The organism is Oceanospirillum sp. (genome assembly GCF_982874595.1).
Genome location: NZ_CEYNZH010000005.1, coordinates 1 through 21,779 on the forward strand (window position 1 = coordinate 1; position 21,779 = coordinate 21,779).

At 51.4% G+C, this 21,779-nt stretch carries 21 protein-coding genes; 10 read left to right on the forward strand and 11 right to left on the reverse strand.

What is annotated here, in order from left to right:
- Positions 1 to 219 precede the first annotated feature (219 nt).
- From AC4GL5_RS03535 to AC4GL5_RS03575, 9 genes are all read left to right on the forward strand, one after another.
- Entirely contained in the window at positions 220 to 990 is a 771-nt protein-coding gene (locus tag AC4GL5_RS03535; protein ID WP_490381407.1) for a sulfite exporter TauE/SafE family protein, read from the forward strand.
- A gap of 171 nt (positions 991 to 1,161) precedes the next feature.
- On the forward strand, positions 1,162 to 2,118 hold the full coding sequence (locus tag AC4GL5_RS03540; protein WP_490381408.1) for a substrate-binding domain-containing protein: 957 nt from the start codon (positions 1,162 to 1,164) through the stop codon (positions 2,116 to 2,118).
- 48 nt (positions 2,119 to 2,166) lie between these two features.
- Positions 2,167 to 3,846: a diguanylate cyclase domain-containing protein gene (locus tag AC4GL5_RS03545; RefSeq protein ID WP_490381409.1), complete on the forward strand. Its 1,680-nt coding sequence runs from the start codon at positions 2,167 to 2,169 to the stop codon at positions 3,844 to 3,846.
- Positions 3,847 to 3,907: 61 nt separating this feature from the next.
- On the forward strand, positions 3,908 to 4,630 hold the full coding sequence (locus AC4GL5_RS03550; protein ID WP_490381410.1) for a ZIP family metal transporter: 723 nt from the start codon (positions 3,908 to 3,910) through the stop codon (positions 4,628 to 4,630).
- A gap of 311 nt (positions 4,631 to 4,941) precedes the next feature.
- Positions 4,942 to 6,021 (forward strand): efflux RND transporter periplasmic adaptor subunit, encoded by a 1,080-nt coding sequence (locus AC4GL5_RS03555; RefSeq protein WP_490381411.1) that lies wholly within the window; start codon positions 4,942 to 4,944, stop codon positions 6,019 to 6,021.
- A gap of 38 nt (positions 6,022 to 6,059) precedes the next feature.
- Positions 6,060 to 9,125 carry an efflux RND transporter permease subunit gene (locus tag AC4GL5_RS03560; RefSeq protein WP_490381412.1) on the forward strand — a complete coding sequence of 1,022 codons (3,066 nt, stop codon included), beginning with the start codon at positions 6,060 to 6,062 and terminating at the stop codon, positions 9,123 to 9,125.
- Between the two features lie 288 nt (positions 9,126 to 9,413).
- Positions 9,414 to 9,785: a response regulator gene (locus AC4GL5_RS03565; RefSeq protein WP_490381413.1), complete on the forward strand. Its 372-nt coding sequence runs from the start codon at positions 9,414 to 9,416 to the stop codon at positions 9,783 to 9,785.
- Positions 9,778 to 10,389: a chemotaxis protein CheC gene (locus tag AC4GL5_RS03570; protein ID WP_490381414.1), complete on the forward strand. Its 612-nt coding sequence runs from the start codon at positions 9,778 to 9,780 to the stop codon at positions 10,387 to 10,389. Before AC4GL5_RS03565 ends, AC4GL5_RS03570 begins: the two co-directional genes overlap by 8 nt.
- A 39-nt stretch (positions 10,390 to 10,428) precedes the next feature.
- Positions 10,429 to 11,373, forward strand: coding sequence for a GGDEF domain-containing protein (locus AC4GL5_RS03575; protein WP_490381415.1), 945 nt, complete (start codon positions 10,429 to 10,431; stop codon positions 11,371 to 11,373).
- Between the two features lie 153 nt (positions 11,374 to 11,526).
- Here AC4GL5_RS03575 and AC4GL5_RS03580 read toward each other — a convergent pair whose 3' ends face one another.
- The 5 genes from AC4GL5_RS03580 to AC4GL5_RS03600 all read right to left on the reverse strand — a co-directional run bounded on the left by AC4GL5_RS03580 (position 11,527) and on the right by AC4GL5_RS03600 (position 15,707).
- Positions 11,527 to 12,543: a tryptophan--tRNA ligase gene (locus AC4GL5_RS03580; RefSeq protein ID WP_490381416.1), complete on the reverse strand. Its 1,017-nt coding sequence runs from the start codon at positions 12,541 to 12,543 to the stop codon at positions 11,527 to 11,529.
- 202 nt (positions 12,544 to 12,745) lie between these two features.
- Positions 12,746 to 13,945, reverse strand: a complete 1,200-nt coding sequence (gene purT, locus AC4GL5_RS03585; RefSeq protein ID WP_490381417.1) for a formate-dependent phosphoribosylglycinamide formyltransferase — start codon at positions 13,943 to 13,945, stop codon at positions 12,746 to 12,748.
- Between the two features lie 89 nt (positions 13,946 to 14,034).
- Positions 14,035 to 14,283: a DUF1289 domain-containing protein gene (locus AC4GL5_RS03590; protein ID WP_490381418.1), complete on the reverse strand. Its 249-nt coding sequence runs from the start codon at positions 14,281 to 14,283 to the stop codon at positions 14,035 to 14,037.
- A gap of 123 nt (positions 14,284 to 14,406) precedes the next feature.
- Positions 14,407 to 14,937 carry a gamma carbonic anhydrase family protein gene (locus tag AC4GL5_RS03595; protein WP_490381419.1) on the reverse strand — a complete coding sequence of 177 codons (531 nt, stop codon included), beginning with the start codon at positions 14,935 to 14,937 and terminating at the stop codon, positions 14,407 to 14,409.
- 65 nt (positions 14,938 to 15,002) lie between these two features.
- Positions 15,003 to 15,707, reverse strand: coding sequence for a CoA pyrophosphatase (locus tag AC4GL5_RS03600; protein WP_490381420.1), 705 nt, complete (start codon positions 15,705 to 15,707; stop codon positions 15,003 to 15,005).
- Between the two features lie 192 nt (positions 15,708 to 15,899).
- Between AC4GL5_RS03600 and AC4GL5_RS03605 the strand changes: the two genes are divergently transcribed.
- Positions 15,900 to 16,478 carry an NUDIX hydrolase gene (locus tag AC4GL5_RS03605; protein ID WP_490381421.1) on the forward strand — a complete coding sequence of 193 codons (579 nt, stop codon included), beginning with the start codon at positions 15,900 to 15,902 and terminating at the stop codon, positions 16,476 to 16,478.
- 66 nt (positions 16,479 to 16,544) lie between these two features.
- Here the strand turns inward: AC4GL5_RS03605 and AC4GL5_RS03610 are convergent, their stop codons facing one another.
- From AC4GL5_RS03610 to AC4GL5_RS03635, 6 genes are all read right to left on the reverse strand, one after another.
- Positions 16,545 to 16,856, reverse strand: a complete 312-nt coding sequence (locus AC4GL5_RS03610) for an NGG1p interacting factor NIF3 (protein WP_490381422.1) — start codon at positions 16,854 to 16,856, stop codon at positions 16,545 to 16,547.
- A gap of 101 nt (positions 16,857 to 16,957) precedes the next feature.
- Positions 16,958 to 17,923: a pseudouridine synthase gene (locus tag AC4GL5_RS03615; RefSeq protein ID WP_490381423.1), complete on the reverse strand. Its 966-nt coding sequence runs from the start codon at positions 17,921 to 17,923 to the stop codon at positions 16,958 to 16,960.
- A gap of 272 nt (positions 17,924 to 18,195) precedes the next feature.
- On the reverse strand, positions 18,196 to 18,795 hold the full coding sequence (locus AC4GL5_RS03620) for a Yip1 family protein (RefSeq protein WP_490381424.1): 600 nt from the start codon (positions 18,793 to 18,795) through the stop codon (positions 18,196 to 18,198).
- Between the two features lie 189 nt (positions 18,796 to 18,984).
- On the reverse strand, positions 18,985 to 19,911 hold the full coding sequence (gene cyoE / locus AC4GL5_RS03625) for a heme o synthase (RefSeq protein WP_490381425.1): 927 nt from the start codon (positions 19,909 to 19,911) through the stop codon (positions 18,985 to 18,987).
- Entirely contained in the window at positions 19,904 to 21,082 is a 1,179-nt protein-coding gene (locus AC4GL5_RS03630) for a COX15/CtaA family protein (RefSeq protein ID WP_490381426.1), read from the reverse strand. Before AC4GL5_RS03630 ends, cyoE begins: the two co-directional genes overlap by 8 nt.
- 30 nt (positions 21,083 to 21,112) lie before the next feature.
- Positions 21,113 to 21,709 (reverse strand): redox-active disulfide-containing membrane protein, encoded by a 597-nt coding sequence (locus tag AC4GL5_RS03635; RefSeq protein WP_490381427.1) that lies wholly within the window; start codon positions 21,707 to 21,709, stop codon positions 21,113 to 21,115.
- Between the last annotated feature and the right edge of the window lie 70 nt (positions 21,710 to 21,779).

Consider the following 21,779-nt stretch of genomic DNA (forward strand, 5'->3'; position numbering starts at 1 on the left):
TCAGGCCATGGCAGCCGGATAAATAAAGTGTCCAACTTTATGGGGTCACTTCACTTCCCGGGGCTTTTTTTTACCCGAATGTTGGTGTCTCGTCTTTGTTCCGTTACTGGTTGAAAAAACTGGGGTTTTATCGGGTTGAACTGATCCGGAATGGGAGTATGGTATCAGCGCTTAAATCGGGTTTTGATCGGTTTCGGGTGGCGAGAGGAAGAGGCAAATATGGTGGATCTGCAGGCATTATGGGCAATGCCTTTAACGGAAGGAATTTCCAACCTTCATCTGTTTTGGCTGGTGCTCACCAGTGCTTTGACCTCCTTTGTAACCGCTGCTATGGGAATTGGCGGTGGTGTGATGTTGTTGGCGGTGATGGCGACTATTTTGCCTCCCCTGGCTCTGATTCCTGTCCATGGTTTGGTGCAGTTTGGCTCTAATGCTAACCGGGCTCTGATGACCTGGCGACATATTCACTGGCCGATGGTATTACGTTTTTCCGGTGGTGCTGTCTTAGGGGCGCTGATCGCTTCTCAGGTGCTGATTCAGTTGCCTGTGGACTGGATACAGCGTGCAGTCGCCCTCTTTATTCTCTTTATGGTCTGGGGCCCTAAGCCAAAAAAACTGGCCGTTAGTGGCGCTAAAACGGTTTTTGCGGGTAGCCTGACGACTCTGATTTCGATGTTTGTGGGGGCGACGGGACCTTTGGTGGCGGCGTTTATCCACCGGATGGATAAAGATAAATTATCCACAACGGCAACTTTTTCGGCATGCATGTCCTTTCAGCATGTGACTAAGGCTGCCGTGTTTGGTGCGGTTGGTTTTAGCTTCGCTAATTGGATTTTGCCTGTTCTCCTGATGATTGCCGCGGGCGCTTTTGGTACCTGGCTGGGACTTAAGCTGCTGAATCGTATTCCTGCACACCTGTTTCGTCAGGGATTCACCCTGATGGTGACACTTTTGGCTGTTCGTTTGCTCTGGCAGAGTTTTAGTTTTTAGGTGCTGAGGCGTTATAGTGGTTCCTGTTTAGACCCCCTTAAGGTTATTTTTTTCGCTTGAAGTCATGAAAAAGCGGCATGACTCATACCTTTTTTCCGGGAATATCTATAAGTTTTTGTTTATATTGGTGTTGCTGATTTTTCGGTAGGGCGTTATTCCGGGAGACTGAAAATGAAAAAAATGTTTCTGATCGGCTGTCTTTTGCTTTTGGGAGGCGCTCCTTTTCAGGCGTGGGCAGAAGGACAGCGTTTTGCCTATGTGGTTTCGGACCTCCGTATCCCTTTCTGGCAGATTATGTGGCACGGGGTGCAGGAGCAGGCTCGTATTCAGGACGATGAGGTTTTTGTGCTGAGCGCTGAAAACAGTGCTAAAAAAGAGCTGGAAAATATGGTGCAGGCGATCCGTGAAAGGGTCGATGGCATTGTGTTGTCTCCGATGAACTCCTCCTCAGCGGTTACTCTTCTTAAGCTGGCGAAGAAGGCTGGAATCCCAGTTGTAATCTCGGATATAGGTACTCAGGGTGGCCAGTTCGTCAGCTATATCGAATCCGATAATGAAGCCGGTGCTTACCAGTTGGGCCAAATTCTGGCCGATGAACTCCAACAGCGTCAGCTTCTGGGGTCGGTTGGCATTATTGCTGTTCCCCAGGACCGTCAGAACGGTAAGTTGCGAACTCAGGGCTTTCTGTTGGCCTTGAGCGAGGCGGGTATCCCCAGTGCTTATATCCATCAGCAAAGTGATTTCAGTTATGAGGAAACACGCCATTTCAGTCAGGCGTTGATTCGTGATTATCCGGATTTAAGTGCGATCTGGTTGCAGGGGTCCGATCAATACCGGGCTGCATTGGATTCAATCCGTGAGGCTGGTAAAGAGGGTGAAATCCTGCTGGTCTGTTTTGACGCAGAACCTGAGTTTATCGAGTTGATTCAAAAGGGTGTTCTGGCCGGAGCCGCAATGCAGCAGCCTTTTCTGATGGGGGCGAGATCGGTCTCTTCTCTTGATCTTTATCTTGCCGGTGGGGCTGTACCTCGGGTTCAGCAGTTGGATGTTCTTGCGGTGTCTAAGGCGAATATCGATAGTTTGTTGCCAGCTATCAGGCGGAATGTTTTGGGACTTACTGCCGATTAGTTGCCTCTTTTAAAAAAGCATTTTAACGACTTAAAGGTCTGTCCGGTTATGGTTGTAAAGCCTTTATCCTCAGCGCGCCAGAAGAAATCATCCCTCCATCTGATCACTTTGTTGGTGATGGTTAGTGCTGCTCTGGTATTCAGCGGTTACGGTGCCTTTAGTTACCATTGGCAGCAGGACCAGTTGGAGCGAGAAATTATCGGGCAGACAGAGGAGAGTGCTTCCCGCCTTGCCAGTACGTTATCTCCCTATATTGAAACGTATCAGATCAATGAGTATGACAAGCTGATGTCCCATGAGATTCGTACTCTGAACCATTCCGCGCTCTCAGCTATTGTGGTGGATGACTATAAAATGGGAGCTATCATGGGAAAAGAAGCCTATACCACGGGATGGCTACGAAACGAGGAGGGCTCGATCAGTATTGATGATGAGGCCGCGTCTGAAGAGCGCTTGCGACGTCATAATCTCTATTTATCTGAACTTGCTATTACTGGCGCAGCTGGTGATCCTATCGGGCGAGTGCGCGTCTATGCTAATGATCAGGTGCTTAAAACACGTTCCCGGGCATTATTGACTCAAATTGTTGTTTCTATGCTGGTGCTCATGTTGGTGCTGTCGTTTGTACTGATTTTGCTGCTGAAGCACCTTTTTATCCGGCCCTTGCAAACGTTGGCGGCGGCTGTTGAGCCGCAGGGAACGGATGTCATTCCTCAGCTGGTTGAACCGGTTTCCCCCTATCGTGAGATCTCTCTACTGACGGATGCGATGGCGCAGATGCTGCAGACTATCCGTAAAACTCAGGATGCACTGCACAAAGAGCACCAAAGTCTGGAGCATATTGTAGAAGGTACCCGTGCCGGTACCTGGAGCTGGAATATTCCTACCGGTGCCGCCGTTTTTAATGAGCGCTGGGCGGAAATGCTGGGTTATCGTCTGGAAGAGCTGGAGCCTGTTTCAATCGCTACCTGGCGGTCTCTTGTGCATCCTGATGATCTGGTAAAGTCTGAAATGCTGATAGAAAAGCACTTCTCCGGTGAAAATGATTACTACGAGTGTGAAGTGCGTGTGCGACATAAAGCGGGTCACTGGATTTGGGTGCAGGACCGTGGCCGGGTTGCCTCCTGGGGTGATGATGGGCAGCCTTTGGAAATGTTTGGCACTCATCTTGAAATTACCAAGATTAAAGAATATCAGGAACAGCTTCGTCATATTGCCCATTACGATATGCTTACGGGGTTGCCAAACCGTGTCTTGCTTTTTGATCGCCTGGGACAGGCACTGGAACGAGCCAAAGGGGGGCGGCATGATCTTGCGGTCTTCTTTATTGATCTGGATGGTTTTAAAGAGGTTAATGATCAGCATGGCCATGATGCCGGTGATTTTCTGCTGGTAGAGATCGCTGGTCGCCTTGCTTCGGTGATGCGAGCTGAAGATACTCTGGCCCGTTTAGGCGGTGACGAGTTTGTAGCGGTTCTTCCGGGGGTTCGAGACAGGACGCAGCTGAAACCTATTCTGAACCGTATTCTGCAGAAGATGAACGATCCGGTTGTTATGGACAATGGCACAACGCTTAAGGTTTCTGCCAGTATCGGTGTTACTCTGTTTGCGGGGGATGGTGAAGTTGGTGTTAATCAGTTGGTTACTCAGGCTGACCAGGCGATGTATCAGGCTAAGATGAAAGGGAAAAACAATTTCTGTTTTTCCGAGACCGATCATGAATTCTGATCGGGCGTTTTAGTTTGGATGAGACACCACTTTTTTCTTCTTATGTTCAGAAGGATGCACCATGCCTGAGGCTCTTTTGCTGGCGTTGCTGTATGCCACACTGGCTGCAGTAACCATTCCTCTGGGTGGTTTTCTGGCCCGGATTGAGCACTTTCAGAATCAGTGGCTGGAAAATGAACTTAAGCACTCCGTTGTCGCTTATGGGGCAGGGGTGTTATTGGCGGCCGTAGCTCTGGTTCTGGTGCCTGAGGGCCAGAAAGCGCTTTCCACACTCTGGATTGTTATTGCTGTTCTTAGTGGTGGGCTGATGTTTATGGCTGCGGACATCATTATTAGCAGGCGGGGTGGCTCTACCGCACAGCTGTTAGCGATGTTGCTGGACTTTACGCCAGAGGCGATGGCTTTAGGCGCTTCTTTAGCGCTGGGTAGTGACAGCGGTTTGTTGTTGGCTTTATTAATGGCGTTGCAGAATTTACCGGAAGGTTTTAATGCTTACCGTGAGATGATTGCTCTTCGTCCCCATCAGTGCCGAAAAATTATTATTTTCTTCATCCTGCTGGTGCCGATTGGGCCTTTGGCTGCCTGGGTTGGTTTTGTCTGGTTGTCGGAAATGGAGATGCTGTTGGGCTTTATCATGCTATGGGCTACCGGAGGTATTCTCTACCTCACTTTTCAGGATATTGCCCCTCAGGTTCGGCTGGATAAGGACTGGTGGCCACCCATGGCCGCCGTAGCAGGTTTTCTGACCGGTTTGGTTGGTCAGCATCTTCTGGTTCATAGCTGAGTGATTCAGAAAAACAAAGTGCCATGAGTCAATCCGGTAGCCCGCAACGCTGCTGTTTTAGGGGTTTTTAGCGGTAAAAAACCCGGATCTATACACTTATTGCTCACAGATTAGAACCTGATTAATTGTTCCTCTGTGATGCGTTTTAAAGCTGAGTATCATAGTCCGTTATTCAGAAATCAATCCAATTGTCCTACGCTTCGTATAGCAATCACCGCTTATGGCCGGTTATATAGGCTCGGTGCGGTTTGGTTCTATACGTGGTTAACGACTGCATAACAATGCTCAAGGATAAGCAGAGGCTCAATTCAATGAAATACTCCCTTCCCCGGACGCTGGCATTCAGTGCCTTACTCCCACTGATCGGTGCCCTTTCCTTCAGTGCTTCTCAGGCTCAGGCTGCCGGACAAGAGATGCCCCCAATGCCTGTGGAGGCTCAGATCGCCAAAACAGAAACACTGGAGCGAACTGTGGAAGTGGTGGGTTCTCTGTCCGCAGATGAAATCGTCACGATCAGTCCTGAAGTCTCTGGTCGTATCGCAGAGGTTCTTTTCCGCGAAGGCCAGGTTGTTGAGGCCGGCAAACCCCTGTTTAAGCTGGATGACTCTATCCAGCGTGCTGAGTTGAGACAGGCTGAAGCCAGCCGGGGTCTGAGTCAGGTTGAATACAAGCGTGCCAATCAGCTGGTGAATAATAACGCAGGCAGTGTGAATACCCGCGATAGTGCGCTGGCTAAACTGCGTATTGATGAAGCCGGTGTCGCTCTGGCAAAAGAACGGGTTGCTAAGATGACCCTCAATGCGCCCTTTGACGGCCTGGTCGGTCTGCGTGAAGTCAGCGTTGGTGAGTATGTGACTCCGGGCAGATCTTTGGTCAGTCTGGTTTCGGTTGACCCTCTGCGGGTTGAATTTCGTGTACCTGAGGTTTACCTGACAGGGTTGGCTGTGGGGCAGAGTGTCGATGTGACTCTTGATTCTGTTCCGGGCGAGCAATTTAAGGGTACTGTGTTTGCGGTGTCACCAGCGGTTGATGTTAATGGCCGTAGTGTGGCGGTTGTCGCCAGCCTTCCTAACGACAGTGGTAAGCTGCGTCCGGGGCTATTTGCCCGCGTTAACCTGAAACTGGAAACCATCGAAGATACGCTGATGCTTAAAGAGGAAGTTTTGGTGCCTCAGGGTAATACTCAGCTGGTTTATGTGCTGGAAGATGGCAAGGTAGCCATCCGTCCTGTCGTTACCGGTATCCGTGAGCGTGGCCGTGTGCAGATCCTGGAAGGGGTCAAAGCTGGCGATATTGTGGTAACTGCCGGTCAGATGAAATTGCGTCCGGGAGCCGCCGCTATGCCGGTAAATCTGCAGTCCGCGAAACCTCAGCCTGAACAAGGCCAGTAAGTCCGTACGCTAACGGCTAAATAAGGAGCATCTTCGGCATGGTATTGTCAGAAATTTCCATTAAACGACCGGTATTAGCAACGGTGATGAGCCTGTTGCTGATGCTGGTGGGCGTCATCGCCTACGACCGTCTGTCGGTTCGGGAATACCCGAATATTGACGTGCCGACGGTTTCTGTTGTCACCACCTATACCGGTGCCAACGCCAGTATTATTGAATCTCAGGTGACCAACGTACTGGAGGATTCTCTCTCCGGTATCGAAGGCATCGACTTTATGACCTCCTCTTCCAGTACCGGTAAGAGCCAGATCACCATCAATTTTAAGCTGGATCGTGATGCGGATAATGCGGCATCAGATGTTCGTGACCGTGTGGGTCGTGTGCGGGGTCGCTTGCCGGATGATATTGATGAGCCGATTGTGGCTAAGGTTGAAGCCAACGCCCAGCCGATCATGTATCTGGCTTTCTCCAGTCCGAACCATACGCCTCTTGAGATGACAGATTTTGCCGATCGTCTGGTGAAAGACCGTCTGCAGACTGCCCCAGGTGTGGCAGAGGTGCGTATCTTTGGTGAGCGTCGTTATGCGATGCGTATCTGGCTGGATAAAGCCCGTATGGCGGCTTTTGGTGTGACGACGACGGATATCTCCAATGCGATCCGCAGTCAGAACCTGGAAGTACCATCAGGTACTATCAAATCGGAGAATCGCGAGTTCACTCTGTTAGCTCAGACGGATCTGCAAACCCCGGAAGAGTTTGAACAGGTTATTCTGCGGGATAATGATGGCTATCTGGTTCGGGTTAAAGATGTTGCCCGTGTACGAATCGCTGCTGAAAATGACCGTGGTACCGTGCGCTTTAACGGCAAAACCGCTGTAGCGATGGGTGTGGTAAAACAGTCTGTAGCGAATCCGCTGGATGTATCCAGTAGTGTTCGTGGCATGATTCCTGAGATCGAAGCGATTTTGCCGGAAGGTATGAAGGTGAATGTCGCTTACGATTCATCCATCTTTATTGACCGTTCTATCAAGGCGGTTTACTCCACCATCGCGGAAGCTGTGATCCTGGTTATTCTGGTGATCTTTATCTTCCTGCGATCTTTGCGTGCAACCCTGATTCCTCTGGTGACGATTCCGGTTTCCCTGATCGGTGCCTTTGTCTTTATGTATGTGCTGGGCTACTCCATCAACACCCTGACCCTGTTGGCAATGGTAATGGCGATTGGTCTGGTGGTGGATGACGCCATCGTGATGCTGGAGAACATTTATCGTCATATTGAAGAGGGTATGCACCCGATTCAGGCCGCATTTAAAGGCTCGAAAGAGATCGGTTTTGCGGTGATCGCCATGACGATCACACTGGCGGCAGTATTTACCCCGCTGGCCTTTACCGAAGGTCGCACGGGTAAGCTGTTTGCTGAGTTTGCTCTGACACTGGCGGGTGCGGTTCTGGTATCCGGTTTTGTCGCGCTGACTTTGTCGCCGATGATGTGTTCGCGCATCCTTAAACATGAAAACCACGGTAAGTTTTACCTATGGGGTGAGAAGGTTCTGGATGGCATGGGCGACCTTTACCGCCGTGCTTTGAAATGGACTATGAAAGCGCGTCCGGTTGTGCTTCTGGTAGGCGTTGCCTGTCTGGGAGGGCTGTATGTTACCTTTAGCAGCCTGAACAGTGAGCTGTCCCCGGTAGAAGACCGAGGCACTATTATCGGTTTCGGTGTTGGCCCTGAAGGTTCGACCACCGAGTTTCTGGATAAATACAGCCGTCAGATTGAAGGCGTATTCTCCAACGTGCCAGAGATTGAGCGTTACTTTGTGATTACCGGTCTGTTCCCGACAGAAAGCAACGTGATCTCTTTCGCTGGTATGAAAGACTGGGAAGACCGCGAACGGAGTGCTCAGGAAGTTGCCGGGGCTCTGCGCGGACCTATGTATGCCGGTATTCCGGGCATTATGTCTTTCCCGATTACTCCGGCGTCTCTGGGACAAAGTCCGATCGCTCGCCCTGTTGAACTGGTCATTCAGTCCACCGCGAACTTTGAAGACCTGCAGAAGCTGATCGGCGCGGTGATGGGTAAGGTGTACGCCAGTGGTAAGTTGGTCAACCCGGATGTGGATCTGAAACTGAACAAGCCGCAGATCAACCTGAAGATCAATCGTGATAAAACCGCCTCTGTGGGTGTCTCTATCGCTGATGTGACCAGTACACTGGAAACTCTGCTGGGTGGACGTACCATCACCCGTTATAAGGATGGTAACGAGCAGTACGACGTGATTGCGAAAGTTGCCGATGTGGATCGTGCGACGCCGTCTTCACTGGCTTCTATCTATGTACGCTCAGCCTCCGGTCAGATGATTCAGTTGTCGAATCTGGTAACACTGGTTGAGACGGTTGCGCCGAAAGAGCTGAACCACTTCAACAAGCTGCGTGCAGCAACGATCAAGGCGAGCTTAACACCGGGTCTGACTCAGGGTGATGCGCTGGTTTGGCTGCGGGATACCGTTGAAGCAACTGCTAAAGAGATGGGGATTCAGGGGATTCAGTTTGACTATAGCGGTCAGGCCCGTGAATACATGGAGTCCGGTGATTCTCTGATGGTGACCTTCATTCTGGCGTTGGGCTTTATCTATCTGGTCCTGGCGGCTCAGTTTGAAAGTTTCCGTTCCCCTATGGTGATTATGCTGACCGTTCCTCTGGCGATTCTGGGTGCTCTTCTGACCATGAAGATGACCGGGGGGACGCTCAACGTGTACAGCCAGATTGGTCTGATTACTCTGATTGGTCTGATTACCAAGCACGGTATTCTGATGACAGAATTTGCTAACCAGCTGCGTGAGGAAGGCAAAGAGAAGTTTGACGCTATTGTGGAGGCCAGTGTACTTCGTCTGCGTCCGATCCTGATGACCACAGGTGCTATGGTGCTGGGTAACCTGCCACTGGCTCTGGCCACCGGTGCCGGTGCAGAAAGTCGTCAGGCGATCGGCTGGGTGATTGTGGGTGGTCTGACTTTTGGTACGCTACTGACACTCTTTGTCGTGCCGACGGTTTATACCTATATTGTGCAGAAGCTGCCTCATATACCGGAACCTGACTACGAATAAGCTCGACAGCGTTGCCTGTTGACTCATTTTGTCAGAAAAAGCTGGCTACCTTAAGGTAGTCAGCTTTTTTTGTTGTATATCAGGTGGTTATAAGCTTTATGTTGGATTTTTTAAATCCTGGTGCGCTCTTAAAGCTTTTAAGCAGGCATCTCTGATACTGCTTTTTTAAGCCAAATGCGCTATAAATTAGCTTTTGCGCAGCTTATTAATCACCCCCACAAATATTCTTGGCTGTTGGTAATCGGATAATCCAGCTTCTCGCAGAAGCTATTCACTTAAGGTATTTCTATGAGCAAAACGGTTCTGGTGGTGGATGACAGCCGCGTTTCCCGCATGATGATGATTAAAATGATTAACATGGTTGACAGCAGCTGGGAGATTGTAGAAGCAGAAGATGGTCAGCAGGCTGTTGATAAAGCAACGGCTGACACTCCGGACCTGATTGTGATGGATATTAATATGCCGGTTATGGATGGTTTTGAGGCGATTGAAATTCTTCGCCCACAGCTCCCGGATACCACCATGATTTTACTCTCTGCCAATATTCAGTCCTCCAGCCAGGCGCGGGCGGAAGAGTTGGGCGTTCACTTTATTGCTAAACCGATAACACCAGCGGTTGCTGAAAAAGCTCTGACGATCTGGAGTCAGGAAAATGCATGATCTGACTGTGCTTGAGCTGGATGCTCTGGCTGAAATTTTTAATATCAGCGTAGGACGCTCCGCCTCAGCCCTCAGTGAACTGACTCAGGAACCGGTCACCATGAGTGTGCCTGTCGTGCACGTGATGCCGATCCAGCGAGTGGTTGAGCTGCTATCGCCGGGAATTGGTGCAGAGCGCCTGACCTGTGTGAGCCAGATGTTCAACGGCAGCTTTGCGGGTGAAGCGATGCTGATGTTCCCGGAAAACTCCAGCCTCGAGATTGTTCGGTTGATGTTGGGTAGTCAGGTGCCGATTGAACAGCTAAGTGAAATTGAACAGGATGCTCTCAGTGAGATCGGTAACATCATTCTTAATGCCTGTTTCTCCACAATTGCTGATATGTTGCAGGACACGTTTTCCTGCGAGTTACCTGAGCTGACGGTTGCATCAGTGGAAGATATTCTGAGAAAACCGGAGAGCGAGCAAACGGTTCTCTTTATTCAGATTCAGCTGGCTTTGGAGAGCCGAAGCCTTGAAGGCTATTTGGCTTTCATTATGGGCGGTGAGTCTGAAGCCAATCTGCAGCAGGCTTTGCGTGGTTTCCTGAACGGTGTTCAGGATTAATATCTTGTTCCGGTTTGTTTTGCGGAGTTTTTGAAAACTATGCAGCTTTTTGAACAGGCATTAGCCGTGCTCCAGTCCGGAGTGATGATACTGGATGCAGATTATCGTGTGCATTTCATCAATCAGTGGCTGAATAAAGCCTTTGAGAACTCACAAGATTTACAGGGTAGCCTGTTTTTTGAGAGCTATCCGGAACTTGAAGGCAGGCGTATCCATCAGGCGGTGGAGCAGGCGCTGAAAACCGGCCTGCCTTCACTTTTATCTCCCGGCCTCAATCGTTCCCCTCTTCCTCTTTACCATGGTCAGGGCGAGCGTCGTGAGCGCTTTGCCCAGTCGATTCGTGTTCAGCCGATGAAGTCCGAAGGCAAGCGTTTCTGTGTTATTGAGGTGCAGGATGTCAGCTCTATGGTGCGACGGGAAGCACTGCTGAATAAGCAGGCTGAAAAGCTCAATCAGATGGCGCTGACCGATGAATTAACCGGTATCGCTAACCGTCGCCATTTCAATCTGATGCTGGAGAAAGAACTGCGTCGTTCTGAGCTTCAGGGTACCCCTTTGAGTCTGGTGTTTTTTGATATCGACTTTTTCAAACAGTACAACGATCACCTCGGGCATCAGGCTGGGGATAAGTGTCTTGTGGTTGTGGCGGATTACCTGAAGAACAAGCTGGAGAGTTACGGTTATCAGGTGGCCCGCTACGGTGGAGAGGAGTTCTGTATTATCATGCCGGGGCAGGATCTGGATGTGGCCCAACATCTGGCAGAGCGATGCCGCACTGAGATTGAAGCGCTTGACCTGAAACACCCCAGTAGTAGTGTTGCTCCGGTGGTCACTGCCAGCTTTGGCGTGTCGGCTAAGAGTGGTCAGCAGCCTGAGACCCAGACAGGGTTAATTTTGAGGGCAGATAATGCGTTGTACCGGGCGAAACTTGCCGGACGAAACCGGGTGGTTGTCGCAGAGCGTCAGGATAAAGAGCAACTCTGATTTATCTGTCTCGACAGAATACAGATACAAAAAATCCCCGATCAAGGATCGGGGATTTTTGTTTCAGCATTCGCAATATTCTGCCTAGGGCTGATATTTTAACGAATGGGCCGTACTTACATCAAAGACCTGAAACGGAGCTTATGCAAAAGATCAAAAGCCTACGGCTTTGCGCAGATGATCGATGCGCGCGCTGGCTTCTGCACGGGCTTTTACTGCACCTTTCTGCATCACTTCTTCCACGTAACCCATATCGTTCATCAGTTCTTCGTAACGGGCACGGGGCTCTTTTAGGTGATCATTCACCAGTTCGAACAGGGCGTTCTTCATATCACCCCAGCCGATGCCGTTTTCGTACTGCTGACGCATATCCGCAATCTGGCGTTCATCCGCAAACGCCTGCCAGATCTGGAACAGGGTGCAATCCTCAGTGCTCTTCGGCTCGCCGGGCTCCAGTGAGTTGGTTTTGATCTTACGGATCAGCTTGAGCAGTTTCTTCTCAGAAACAAACAACGGAATCGTGTTGTTGTAGCTCTTGCTCATCTTGCGGCCATCTAAACCGTTCAGCACAGCAACGCTTTCTTCGATGCGGGCTTCCGGCAGTTTGAAGTACTGGCCTTTGTAGATGTGGTTGAAACGACCGGCAACGTCACGGGCCATTTCGATATGCTGAATCTGGTCACGGCCAACAGGAACATCCGTGGCGTTAAACATCAGAATGTCTGCCGCCATCAGGATCGGATAGCTGAACAGACCCATCGTGATGCCTTTATCCGGATCAACGGCTTTTCCGGAATCAGCGCCTTCCGCTTCGTTGTCCTGTACCGCTGCTTTATAAGCGTGGGCGCGGTTCATCAGACCTTTAGAGCAAACACAGGTCAGCAGCCAGGTCAGTTCAGTGATTTCAGGGATGTCAGACTGACGGTAGAAAACAGAGTTATCGGTATCCAGACCCAAGGCCAGCCAGGTAGCGGCGATCTCGCGACGGGATTCCTGTACGCGTTTCGGATCGTGGCATTTGATCAAAGCGTGCAGGTCAGCCAGGAAGTAGAAGGATTCATTATTCGGATCACGGCTCGCTTCGATAGCGGGGCGGATCGCACCTACATAGTTACCCAGGTGAGGGGTACCTGTGGTGGTGATGCCGGTTAAAACTCTGCGTTTTTCCATGTCGGATCTGTCTTCTGATTCAGTGTATAGATTGATCACCTGTGCTGAAAAAGCTCAGATGTTCATAAGGTTGCGAACTATTCTAATCGTTCGGAGGCGGGGTTTAAACGGTGCTAAAGCCTTAAAAGGCCAGAGCACCGTTTTTCCTGATCAGTCTTCAGGATTATTGCAAACGGTCTTGTGCGGATTTGCAGCTTAACCGTTACAGCTCAACGGTAACCGCAGCAGCAGAACGCTTGGCTTTCTCGATAGCCGCATCGATGCTGTTTTCCAGTGCCAGAGCAACCCCCATACGGCGCTCACCCTTAACTTCCGGTTTACCGAACAGGCGCAATTGAGTATCCGGCTCTGCCAGTGCTGCCGCCAGATTGCCAAAACTAGCCTGTTCCGAGTTGCCTTCCACCAGAATCACGGCAGATGCTGCCGGGCCAAACTGACGGATCGATGGGATCGGCAGACCCAGAATCGCGCGGGCGTGCAGGGCAAATTCCGACAGATCCTGAGAGATCAGGGTTACCATGCCGGTATCGTGCGGGCGTGGGGATACTTCACTGAAGTAAACGTTATCGCCTTTAACAAACAGTTCAACGCCAAACAGACCACGGCCACCCAGAGCGTCTGTGATCGCTTTACCCATGCGCTGGGATTCCGCCAGAGCAACCTCTGACATCGCTTGTGGCTGCCAGGATTCACGGTAATCACCTTTCTCCTGACGATGGCCGATAGGCGCACAGAAGGAGGTGCCGCCTTCATGGCGAACGGTCAGCAGGGTGATCTCGTAATCAAAATCGACAAAACCTTCCACGATCACTTTACCGGCACCGGCACGACCACCTTCCTGAGCATAATCCCAGGCGTGATCGACATCGGCATCAGAGCGCACCAGACTCTGGCCTTTACCGGAGCTGGACATGATCGGCTTAACCACACAGGGAATGCCCACTTCTTTGATCGCGGCCAGATACTCGTCTTTGGTACCGGCGAACTTGTAAGGCGAGGTGGACAGTCCCAGCTCTTCTGCGGCGAGACGGCGGATGCCTTCGCGGTTCATGGTTAGCTGTGTTGCGCGGGCCGTCGGCACTACGTTGAAACCTTCGCTTTCCAGTTCTGCCAGCGTGTCGGTGGCGATCGCTTCAATCTCCGGCACGATTAAGTGCGGTTTTTCCTGCTCGATTACACGGCGCAGGGCATCGCCATCCAGCATGGAGATCACATGGCTGCGATGAGCAACCTGCATGGCAGGGGCATTCTCGTAGCGGTCAACGGCGATCACTTCGCAGCCCAGACGTTGCAGTTCGATAACCACTTCTTTACCCAGCTCGCCGCAGCCGCACATCAGAACGCGTGTTGCGGTTGGGCTTAGTGGAGTGCCGATTGAAGGGGAAGTACCGTTAGATGTCATAGGTCAGGTCCTTAAAAATTAAAAGGCCAGCGGGAATTAGATTCCGCTGGCACCAGAAGGGAGATAAAAAACAAAATAGGTATCAGACCTCAAATGGCAATAAATGCCTGATCGAGGGTCGCACGGCGCTGACAGCTGTTCAGCACCTGGCGTTTCTGGTCGTCGTTGTATGTGTTCCAGAGGCGAATCTCGTTGCCATCCCGGTAGCAACCGATGCAAAAACCTTCATCATTCAATGCACAGATGCTGACACAAGGCGATGGCGTGACTACCGGTTTATCAGGCTTATTATTCTCCGACCGAATACCGGTCTGAGGCTGAGATGCTTTATGGCTCACAAAAACTCCAGATCGAGACACTTACCTGTCGAACACTGACAAAACGGTCTCTGAAAAATGCCTTATTTGGCTCATCAATTTAAATTAGCTTTGCAGATCTGCTTTCTTTTTATAGCGGTGCTTTTAAGCATCCGTTCTTGGTCTGAGCTGCTCACGGTAGCGGGCACCATTATCCACATAGTGCTGGGCGCTGGCTTCCAGCATGCTGTATTGGGCTTCGGTAATCTGACGTTTTATCACTGCCGGAGCACCCACAACGAGAGCGCCATCCGGGATTACCATCCCTTCTTTCACTACCGCTCCAGCGCCAATTATGCAGTATTTGCCAATTTTCGCACCATTTAAAACCACCGCATTCATGCCGATCAGGCTGTAATCACCAATTTCGCAGCCATGCAGCATCACTTTATGACCAATGGTCACGCCTTTTCCCAGCGTCAGCGGCATGTTGTCGTCCACATGCAGTACTGAACCATCCTGTACATTGGACTGTTCACCGATGGTGATGGTGTCGTTATCGGCGCGGATGGTGACATTAAACCAGACACTGGCCTGATGGCCGATGCGAACGTCTCCAATCAGGTCGGCACTCGGGGCAATAAAGTGTTCCTCGGATGCGAACTGTGCGCGCTTGTTTCCCAGATCGTAGATCATGGTCGGCTCCTTTGCTTGTGGTGCTCTTTTATTGTTCTATTTTGAGTCGTGGGTTGTCGGCCCACTTATTCTGAAACCCGTCGGTGTTTGCTCGGTTCAAGGTGACGTAACGGGCTACCTGCCGTTGGCACCTTGGTCAGCGAGAAGTCGGCTCCCAGACCGGTTTTCAGCAGATCAACCAGCATCATGGCAGACAGACCCCAAATGACAAATTCATCAAAGTGATAACAGGGTACATAGATCGCTTTCTTTTCCACCGGAATCACATCGGTATGGTGGCGTTCATCTTTCAGGAAAAAGCTCAGGGGAACCCGGAATATTGCATCCAGTTCATCTACGTTGGCGGTCAGCTCAATATTTTCCGGCACGATACCCACCCAGGGTGTGACCCGAACACCCATATGAGAGATCACCTGATTAAGTTTACCAATGATTTCAACCTGATCCGGTCGCATGGCTACTTCTTCTTCACTTTCGCGCAGGGCGGTGTGTTTCAGGTTGCGGTCGGTTTTGTCCTGCATGCCGCCGGGAAAGGCGACTTGCCCGGAGTGGCTGGAGAGATGAGACGCCCGGCGGGTCAGAATGATTTCAGGATCGAACGGGTTGTCGGTGAGAGCGATAAGTACCGCAGCATCCGGGTGAGCACCTTTGATCCGGGCGGGAGTGAAGTTGCTCAGGCGCTCCCGGAGTAATGCCAGATAATCAGTATTCTGGTCTACAGAGATGTTTATCTTTTCTGAAGACCGATGCGAAGAGAGTTCTGCAGTCACAAGCTTAGGTCCCTGTTGCCTAGGATCTTTCCCATAGTAAAGGAGAATCACGCTTCAGGGAAAAGTTTGACGCTAGTCAATCGGGTTTTTCTGCCGTATTCTTTGAAGGATATGCGGCAGGGGGCGATGCCCGCTGATGACTCTGGATTAAAAAAGAAGGCCCAAGCGTCTTCGTAAAGGACAGTCTTTCGGATGAATTTTTGTAGCGAATGCGGTGAAAAAGTTCGGATCGGGATACCGGATGATGATAACCGTCCACGCCATATCTGTGATGCCTGCGATACGATTCACTACCACAATCCTAAGATTGTTGCGGGTACCATTCCTGTTTATGGTGATAAGGTTCTGCTCTGCAAACGGGCGATTGAACCCCGTCTGGGTTACTGGACGCTGCCGGCAGGCTTTATGGAAAATGAGGAAACCACGGTTGAAGCGGCCGCCCGTGAAACCTGGGAAGAAGCACAGGCCGAAGTGAATGTCAGCCATCTATACGTGCTGATCGATACCACGGTTATCAGTCAGGTTTATATGATGTTTCTGGCAGATCTGCCAAAGCCGGAATACGGTGCAGGCCCTGAGAGCCTTGAAGTGGAACTCTTTTCAGAAGATGAGATTCCATGGGGTGAGCTGGCCTTCCCGACCATTGAAAAGACCCTGCGCCTCTATTTTGAAGACCGTAAGAAAGGTCACTTCCCGATGCATCAGTGTGATGTCAGCAAGGAAGACCGTGACCGTTTCTATGCGGCCATAGAAGCCGCTAAAGCCAGCTGATTGCTGGCTTTTCTTTGCTGGCATTTCTTTACGGGCTTTTCTTTACGGGCGCTGTCCTCCGGCTCTCTACAGATCTTCCAGCCGGAACACATCATAGGCGGGTTCCTCATAGGGATGCGCCAGTTTCATCGCTGCAATCGCCTGTTTGATCAGGCTGGCCTCGCATACCAGTTCCACACGATACTCTTCCACCGTTTCCAGCTCGTTCTGAGAGCCGATATGAGGATGACTGCCCTCCAGCGGCCGGAACTGTCCCTGACCTTTGATCTGCCAGCAACAGTGATCATAGTGCCCAATGCGACCGGCTCCGGTTTCAAAAACCGCATTCTTCACCGGTTCAAGATGGGATTCTGGAACGAAAAAAGCGAGCTTATACATAAGGTTGTCCTTGCTTGATCAGCGCTGTCATCCGAATTTGAGTCTATTAAGAATAGAAGCTGTTACAGCCCTGTGAAGCTTAAATTGTTTATGGTTCAGAATCAGCTGTCAGAGGCTTCCGGATGAGGAATCGTCAGCTGCTGTTGGCTTTTAAAGAAACGCTCTTCACCGGTGACGGGGTCGGTAAACTCCAGTGTATAGGCGAGTAACTGGAGCGGATGGCTGTAATCAGCATGATCGGCTTCCGCCTGAACCTCGGGATACCAGGGATCGTTTTCAATCGGGATGCCCATGGATGCCAGATGTACCCGCAGCTGATGTTGGCGTCCGGTATGGGGCTTCATTTCATACAGCGCCCGATCACCTTCTTGTATCAACAAATCAATTGCAGTTTCACTATTCGGCTCGCCTTCGGTTTCTTTCATGGTGAAAAAGTGATCACCACGCACGATCAGACTTTTATGTACGCGGGGCAGTTCAAGCTCCGGATTGATCCCCGCCACTGCACGATAGGTTTTCTGCACGTTGCGCTGCTGGAACATCGTTTGGTACGCGCCTCTGTGCTCCGGCTGTTTGCAGAGCAGAACCAGACCTGCGGTCTCCCTGTCCAGTCGGTGTGACGGTGCAAGATCCGGCAGGTTGAGACGATTGCGCAGGCGAATCAGCAGGGTCTCTTTCAGATGACGACCCGCCGGAATGGTCGATAACCAATGAGGTTTATCCGCGATAACGATCAGATCGTCTTCATAAACGATAGATTCTTCGAAAGGGACAGGCTGTTCGTTCGGCACTTCCCGGTAGTACCAGATCTTTTTCCCGGCGATAAAGGCGGCGTCTTCCGCTAAGGGTTGGCCTTCGTCATCCACCAGATCTCCTTTTGCTAAACGCTGGCGCAGTACCTCAGGTTCAATGTGCGGGAATCTGTGCTGCAAAAAACTCAGCAGATCCGGCCAGCGGCCTTCCGGGTGTTCTTCATCGCAGGGCAGAATCAGGTAACTGGGCGGCACACCGTCCCGGTAGGGCAGAGGTGAATTTTTCGAGGTAGAGCGTTGTTTCTTGCGAGCCATGAATATTCCGGAATGAAGAGCGAAGACAATCGGTTGTATAACAACAAGGTGGCGGAATTGTAGGCTATTCGCCCGATGAGGTCATGGTACAGTTTTAGCCTGTTGTATCAGGGGCGACAAAAAAGTGGGCCCTTAAAAAGGGCCCGAAACGAACATGGCTTTATAGCGGATAGGGATTTGAAGAGAGCGCTGATTAATGCTGTCTTCTCCCTGAAAATTGAGTCACTTCCCTGTGACGATGTGGGGTGTTCAGAGGGAGATGATGGCAGGGACTAGCTGGTAAAGACCGGCATCATGCCCATGCCCCAGAGCACAACGGTCGTTACGATCATGCCCACCAGTACTACGAGCCCAACGGTCAGAATGGAAGTACCAAACATAAAAGCCTGCTCTTCAGGAATTTCCATCACGGTTTCGACTCCGTTGTAGAGCAGATAGATGGTATAGGCTACAGCCAGAAGACCGGCAAAGACCACAAACCAGAGTACCGGCCAGAGTCCGGCAAAGCCTGCCATAAAGAGTGGGGTTGACGTGTAAGTGGTCAGCACCATGCAGCGGTCAAAGCTGGCATCCGCGCCGTAGGTTTTTTCCATCCAGTGAACGGATTTTGCCATCACATAAACACCCAGCAACAGGGCGAAATAGAAGGCGATTGAGATAGGCAGAGCGCTGGCGACGGTAAGTTTGACGTATTCCCCGCCAGATATGCTCCAACCCATCTGGGTGGTTCCGATAAACATGCAAAGGGGCGGGATGGCTGCTAACCAAACCAGATCATTTTTATAGCAATCAACCCAGGTGTATTTCTCTTCACGAATTTGCTGCCACTCAGCTTTTGGGTGATAGATCACCCCAAACAGATGCTGAAACATGACGACCTCCTAACCTTTTCAGGTTGTTACAGATCTTTAAGCGCGGGCTGCGCTTGTTATCATTTCATCCGGTCTTTGCTCGCTGCAAATTCCCGGTAGCCTTAGCTTTTCAGCGCGGCGATATGCAGAGGGCAAAGGTTCTGGCTGTTGTACGCATATCCATTACCGATGTGAGATTTATGCCTCTCTTTATCCGATAAACAGATAGTGATCCGCCAGTAACACCACAAACAGCCACATGATGTATCGGATCGAGAACCAGAAGGTTCGTATTGCCGCTTGTTTATCCCGACCCTGATAGAGTTTCCAGACGTACTGCAGGAAACGGCCGTTCAAAATCATTACGCCTGCTATATAGAGTAGACCACTCATTCCTGTGACGTAGGGCAATATTGTGGTCAATATCATCAGAACGGTGTAAAGAATGATTTGCAATTTGGTGAAAGCGTCACCGTGAGTGACCGGTAACATCGGGATATCCGCCTTGGCGTACTCCTCTTTCCGATGCAGAGCCAGCGCCCAGAAGTGTGGTGGCGTCCAGGCGAAGATGATCAGCACCAGCAGCAAACCGTGTGGGTCGAGTTGTCCGCTAATGGCTGTCCAGCCCAGCAGAGGTGGTGCGGCACCGGCAAGCCCGCCGATGGTGATATTTTGTGGCGTGGCGCGCTTCAGAATAGCGGTGTAGATCACCGCGTAGCCGATCAGAGAAGCGAGTGTCAGCCATGCGGTCAGGGCATTCACGGCAACAAACAAAATTCCGATGCCCAGTGTGCCGATAATGGCGGCAAAACTGAGCACCTGAACCGGCTGCAGCTGCCCCTGGGGCAGTGGCCGGTATCGCGTTCGCGCCATAATGCTGTCGATCTTCTCATCCAGCAGGTGATTAATAGCAGCGGCAGAACCAGCAGCCAGACCGATGCCGATCAGACCGAAAATCACTTTATCCACAGGGGGCAGGCCGGGAACAGCCAGAAACATACCCACAACAGCGGTGAGCAACATCACAGCCACCACCTTAGGTTTGCATAGGTTGTAATAGCTGGTGAGACTGGCTCTGACAGCGTTTTCCCCAGTATGTCGGGTAGATATAGCATTACGGGCGGCGAGTCTAGGCATGACGAATCACTCCTCTTGCCGGGATAGGGGGATGCATGGCGTTCAGGCACCAGAGCAGATTACTGATGCTCAGCAGCAGGAAAGCGCCTCCCAGATTGTGGAGAACGGCCAAGCTTAGTGGAAAATAGAACAGAACATTAGAGATACCGATAGCGATCTGAGCCAGCAGGGCGACTAAAAGCCAGAAGGCGCGCCGTTGCAGCAACAGGGTCATTGGCCGACGCAGCATATAAAGCGCCAGACCACCGACAAAGATCAGCACGATCAGAGCTCCCAGTCTGTGGATCAGATGAATGGCAACACGGCCATCGCCATCCAGTTGTCCCCCGAGGTAATTAGGGCCTACATGCTGAGTAAAGTTGAAGCCCTTCTCCATTGAGAGATTGGGCAACCACTGCCCCTGACACTGAGGGAAATCCGGGCAGGCAACGGCCGCGTAATTAGCACTGGTCCAGCCCCCCAGCGCGATCTGAATCACGATCAGTAAAAAAGCGATGCTGGCCCAGTGACGTAACCGCCAGAGCAGCAGCCATTCATGCTGACCGGTATCTTTCAGCAGCAGGGAATCAAAGCGGATTTCGCTCCAGCCCTCCTCATCACCGGCTCTGTCTTTAAGCCGCTTAAGACGCAGAGTGAGCAGATAGAGCAGACTCAGGGTGGCCATGCCCCCCAGCAGGTGCAGGGTGACCACTTGGGGCCAGAGTTTCAGGGTGACCGTCCACATACCGAACATGCCCTGAAGGATGACCAGAAAAAGCAGAAAGGTACTGTGCTTGACCGGATAGCTGGCCACATGCCGCCAGCGCCAGGCGAGAAATGTCAGAATCAGAATAACGAATCCCAGGCTGGCCGCAGCATAACGATGAATCATCTCCGGCCAGCCTTTGGCGGCATCAACCGTATGGCCGGGGAAAAGTTCTGCGGCACGGGCCAGTTGTTGCTCGCTGGTGGGAACGGTCAGATGGCCGTAGCAGCCCGGCCAGTCGGGGCAGCCAAGACCGGCATCCACAAGACGTGTCCAGGCACCCAGCGCAACGACAATAAAAGCCAGTAAGACAGCAAACCGCGCCAGTAACAGAGCATCACTCAGGCTTGAGCGACGTAATGTGGTGTTTTGCTGGCTGAGTAAACGACCGGGACTCTGATTCAGGTTGTTATATGATCTGAACATATCCCACCTCCGTTAAAATTCCTGAGGGTGTCAGCCTGTTGATGAGGCTCTGAGCAAACGTCTGAGATCCCTCAGCAGATCACGTCCCGTGTTGCTGTCGGCATAACCGGTGACCAGATTACCCATGGGGTCGACCACCAGCACCTGATAGCCTTCCTTCAGCCAGGGGCGGGCCAGCCAGTCCGGTGTCGACATGGTCAGCCCGTGCCAGCGACGTACATCCTGCTCGCCCATACCGGTGAGAGGCGCCGGCAGTGTATTTGCTGCGCTGACCGGTTGCAGCAAAACTCTTCTGACCCGATCCCCCTCTTTCCCCAGCGCCTTATGAATTTGTTGCAGATTTTCCTGCCATTGCGTGCAGCTTTTGTTGCAGGTGTCCGGCGTCACCAGAACCAGCAGCCAGTGTTGTTTCAGGTTTTCCGGAAAGCCTTGTTCTGATTGCCAAGGCCAGCGTTGCAGAGGCTCTTTACCTGCAAGAAACTCGCCTTTATTGATGGTTTTTGCCGGTAGCCAGACCTCAAAACGTACCATAAGCCACGCCAGAAAGAAGGGCACCATCAGTCCGCTGATAAGAAGCAGTAAGCGCCGACGGTTACGTCGGATCTCATGTTCGGTAAGCACATACATAAGATTCTCCTGACCTCGTCACCGCAGAGCGATGCCGGGCGTTATTATTTTTGTTAAGAGATCTGTGATT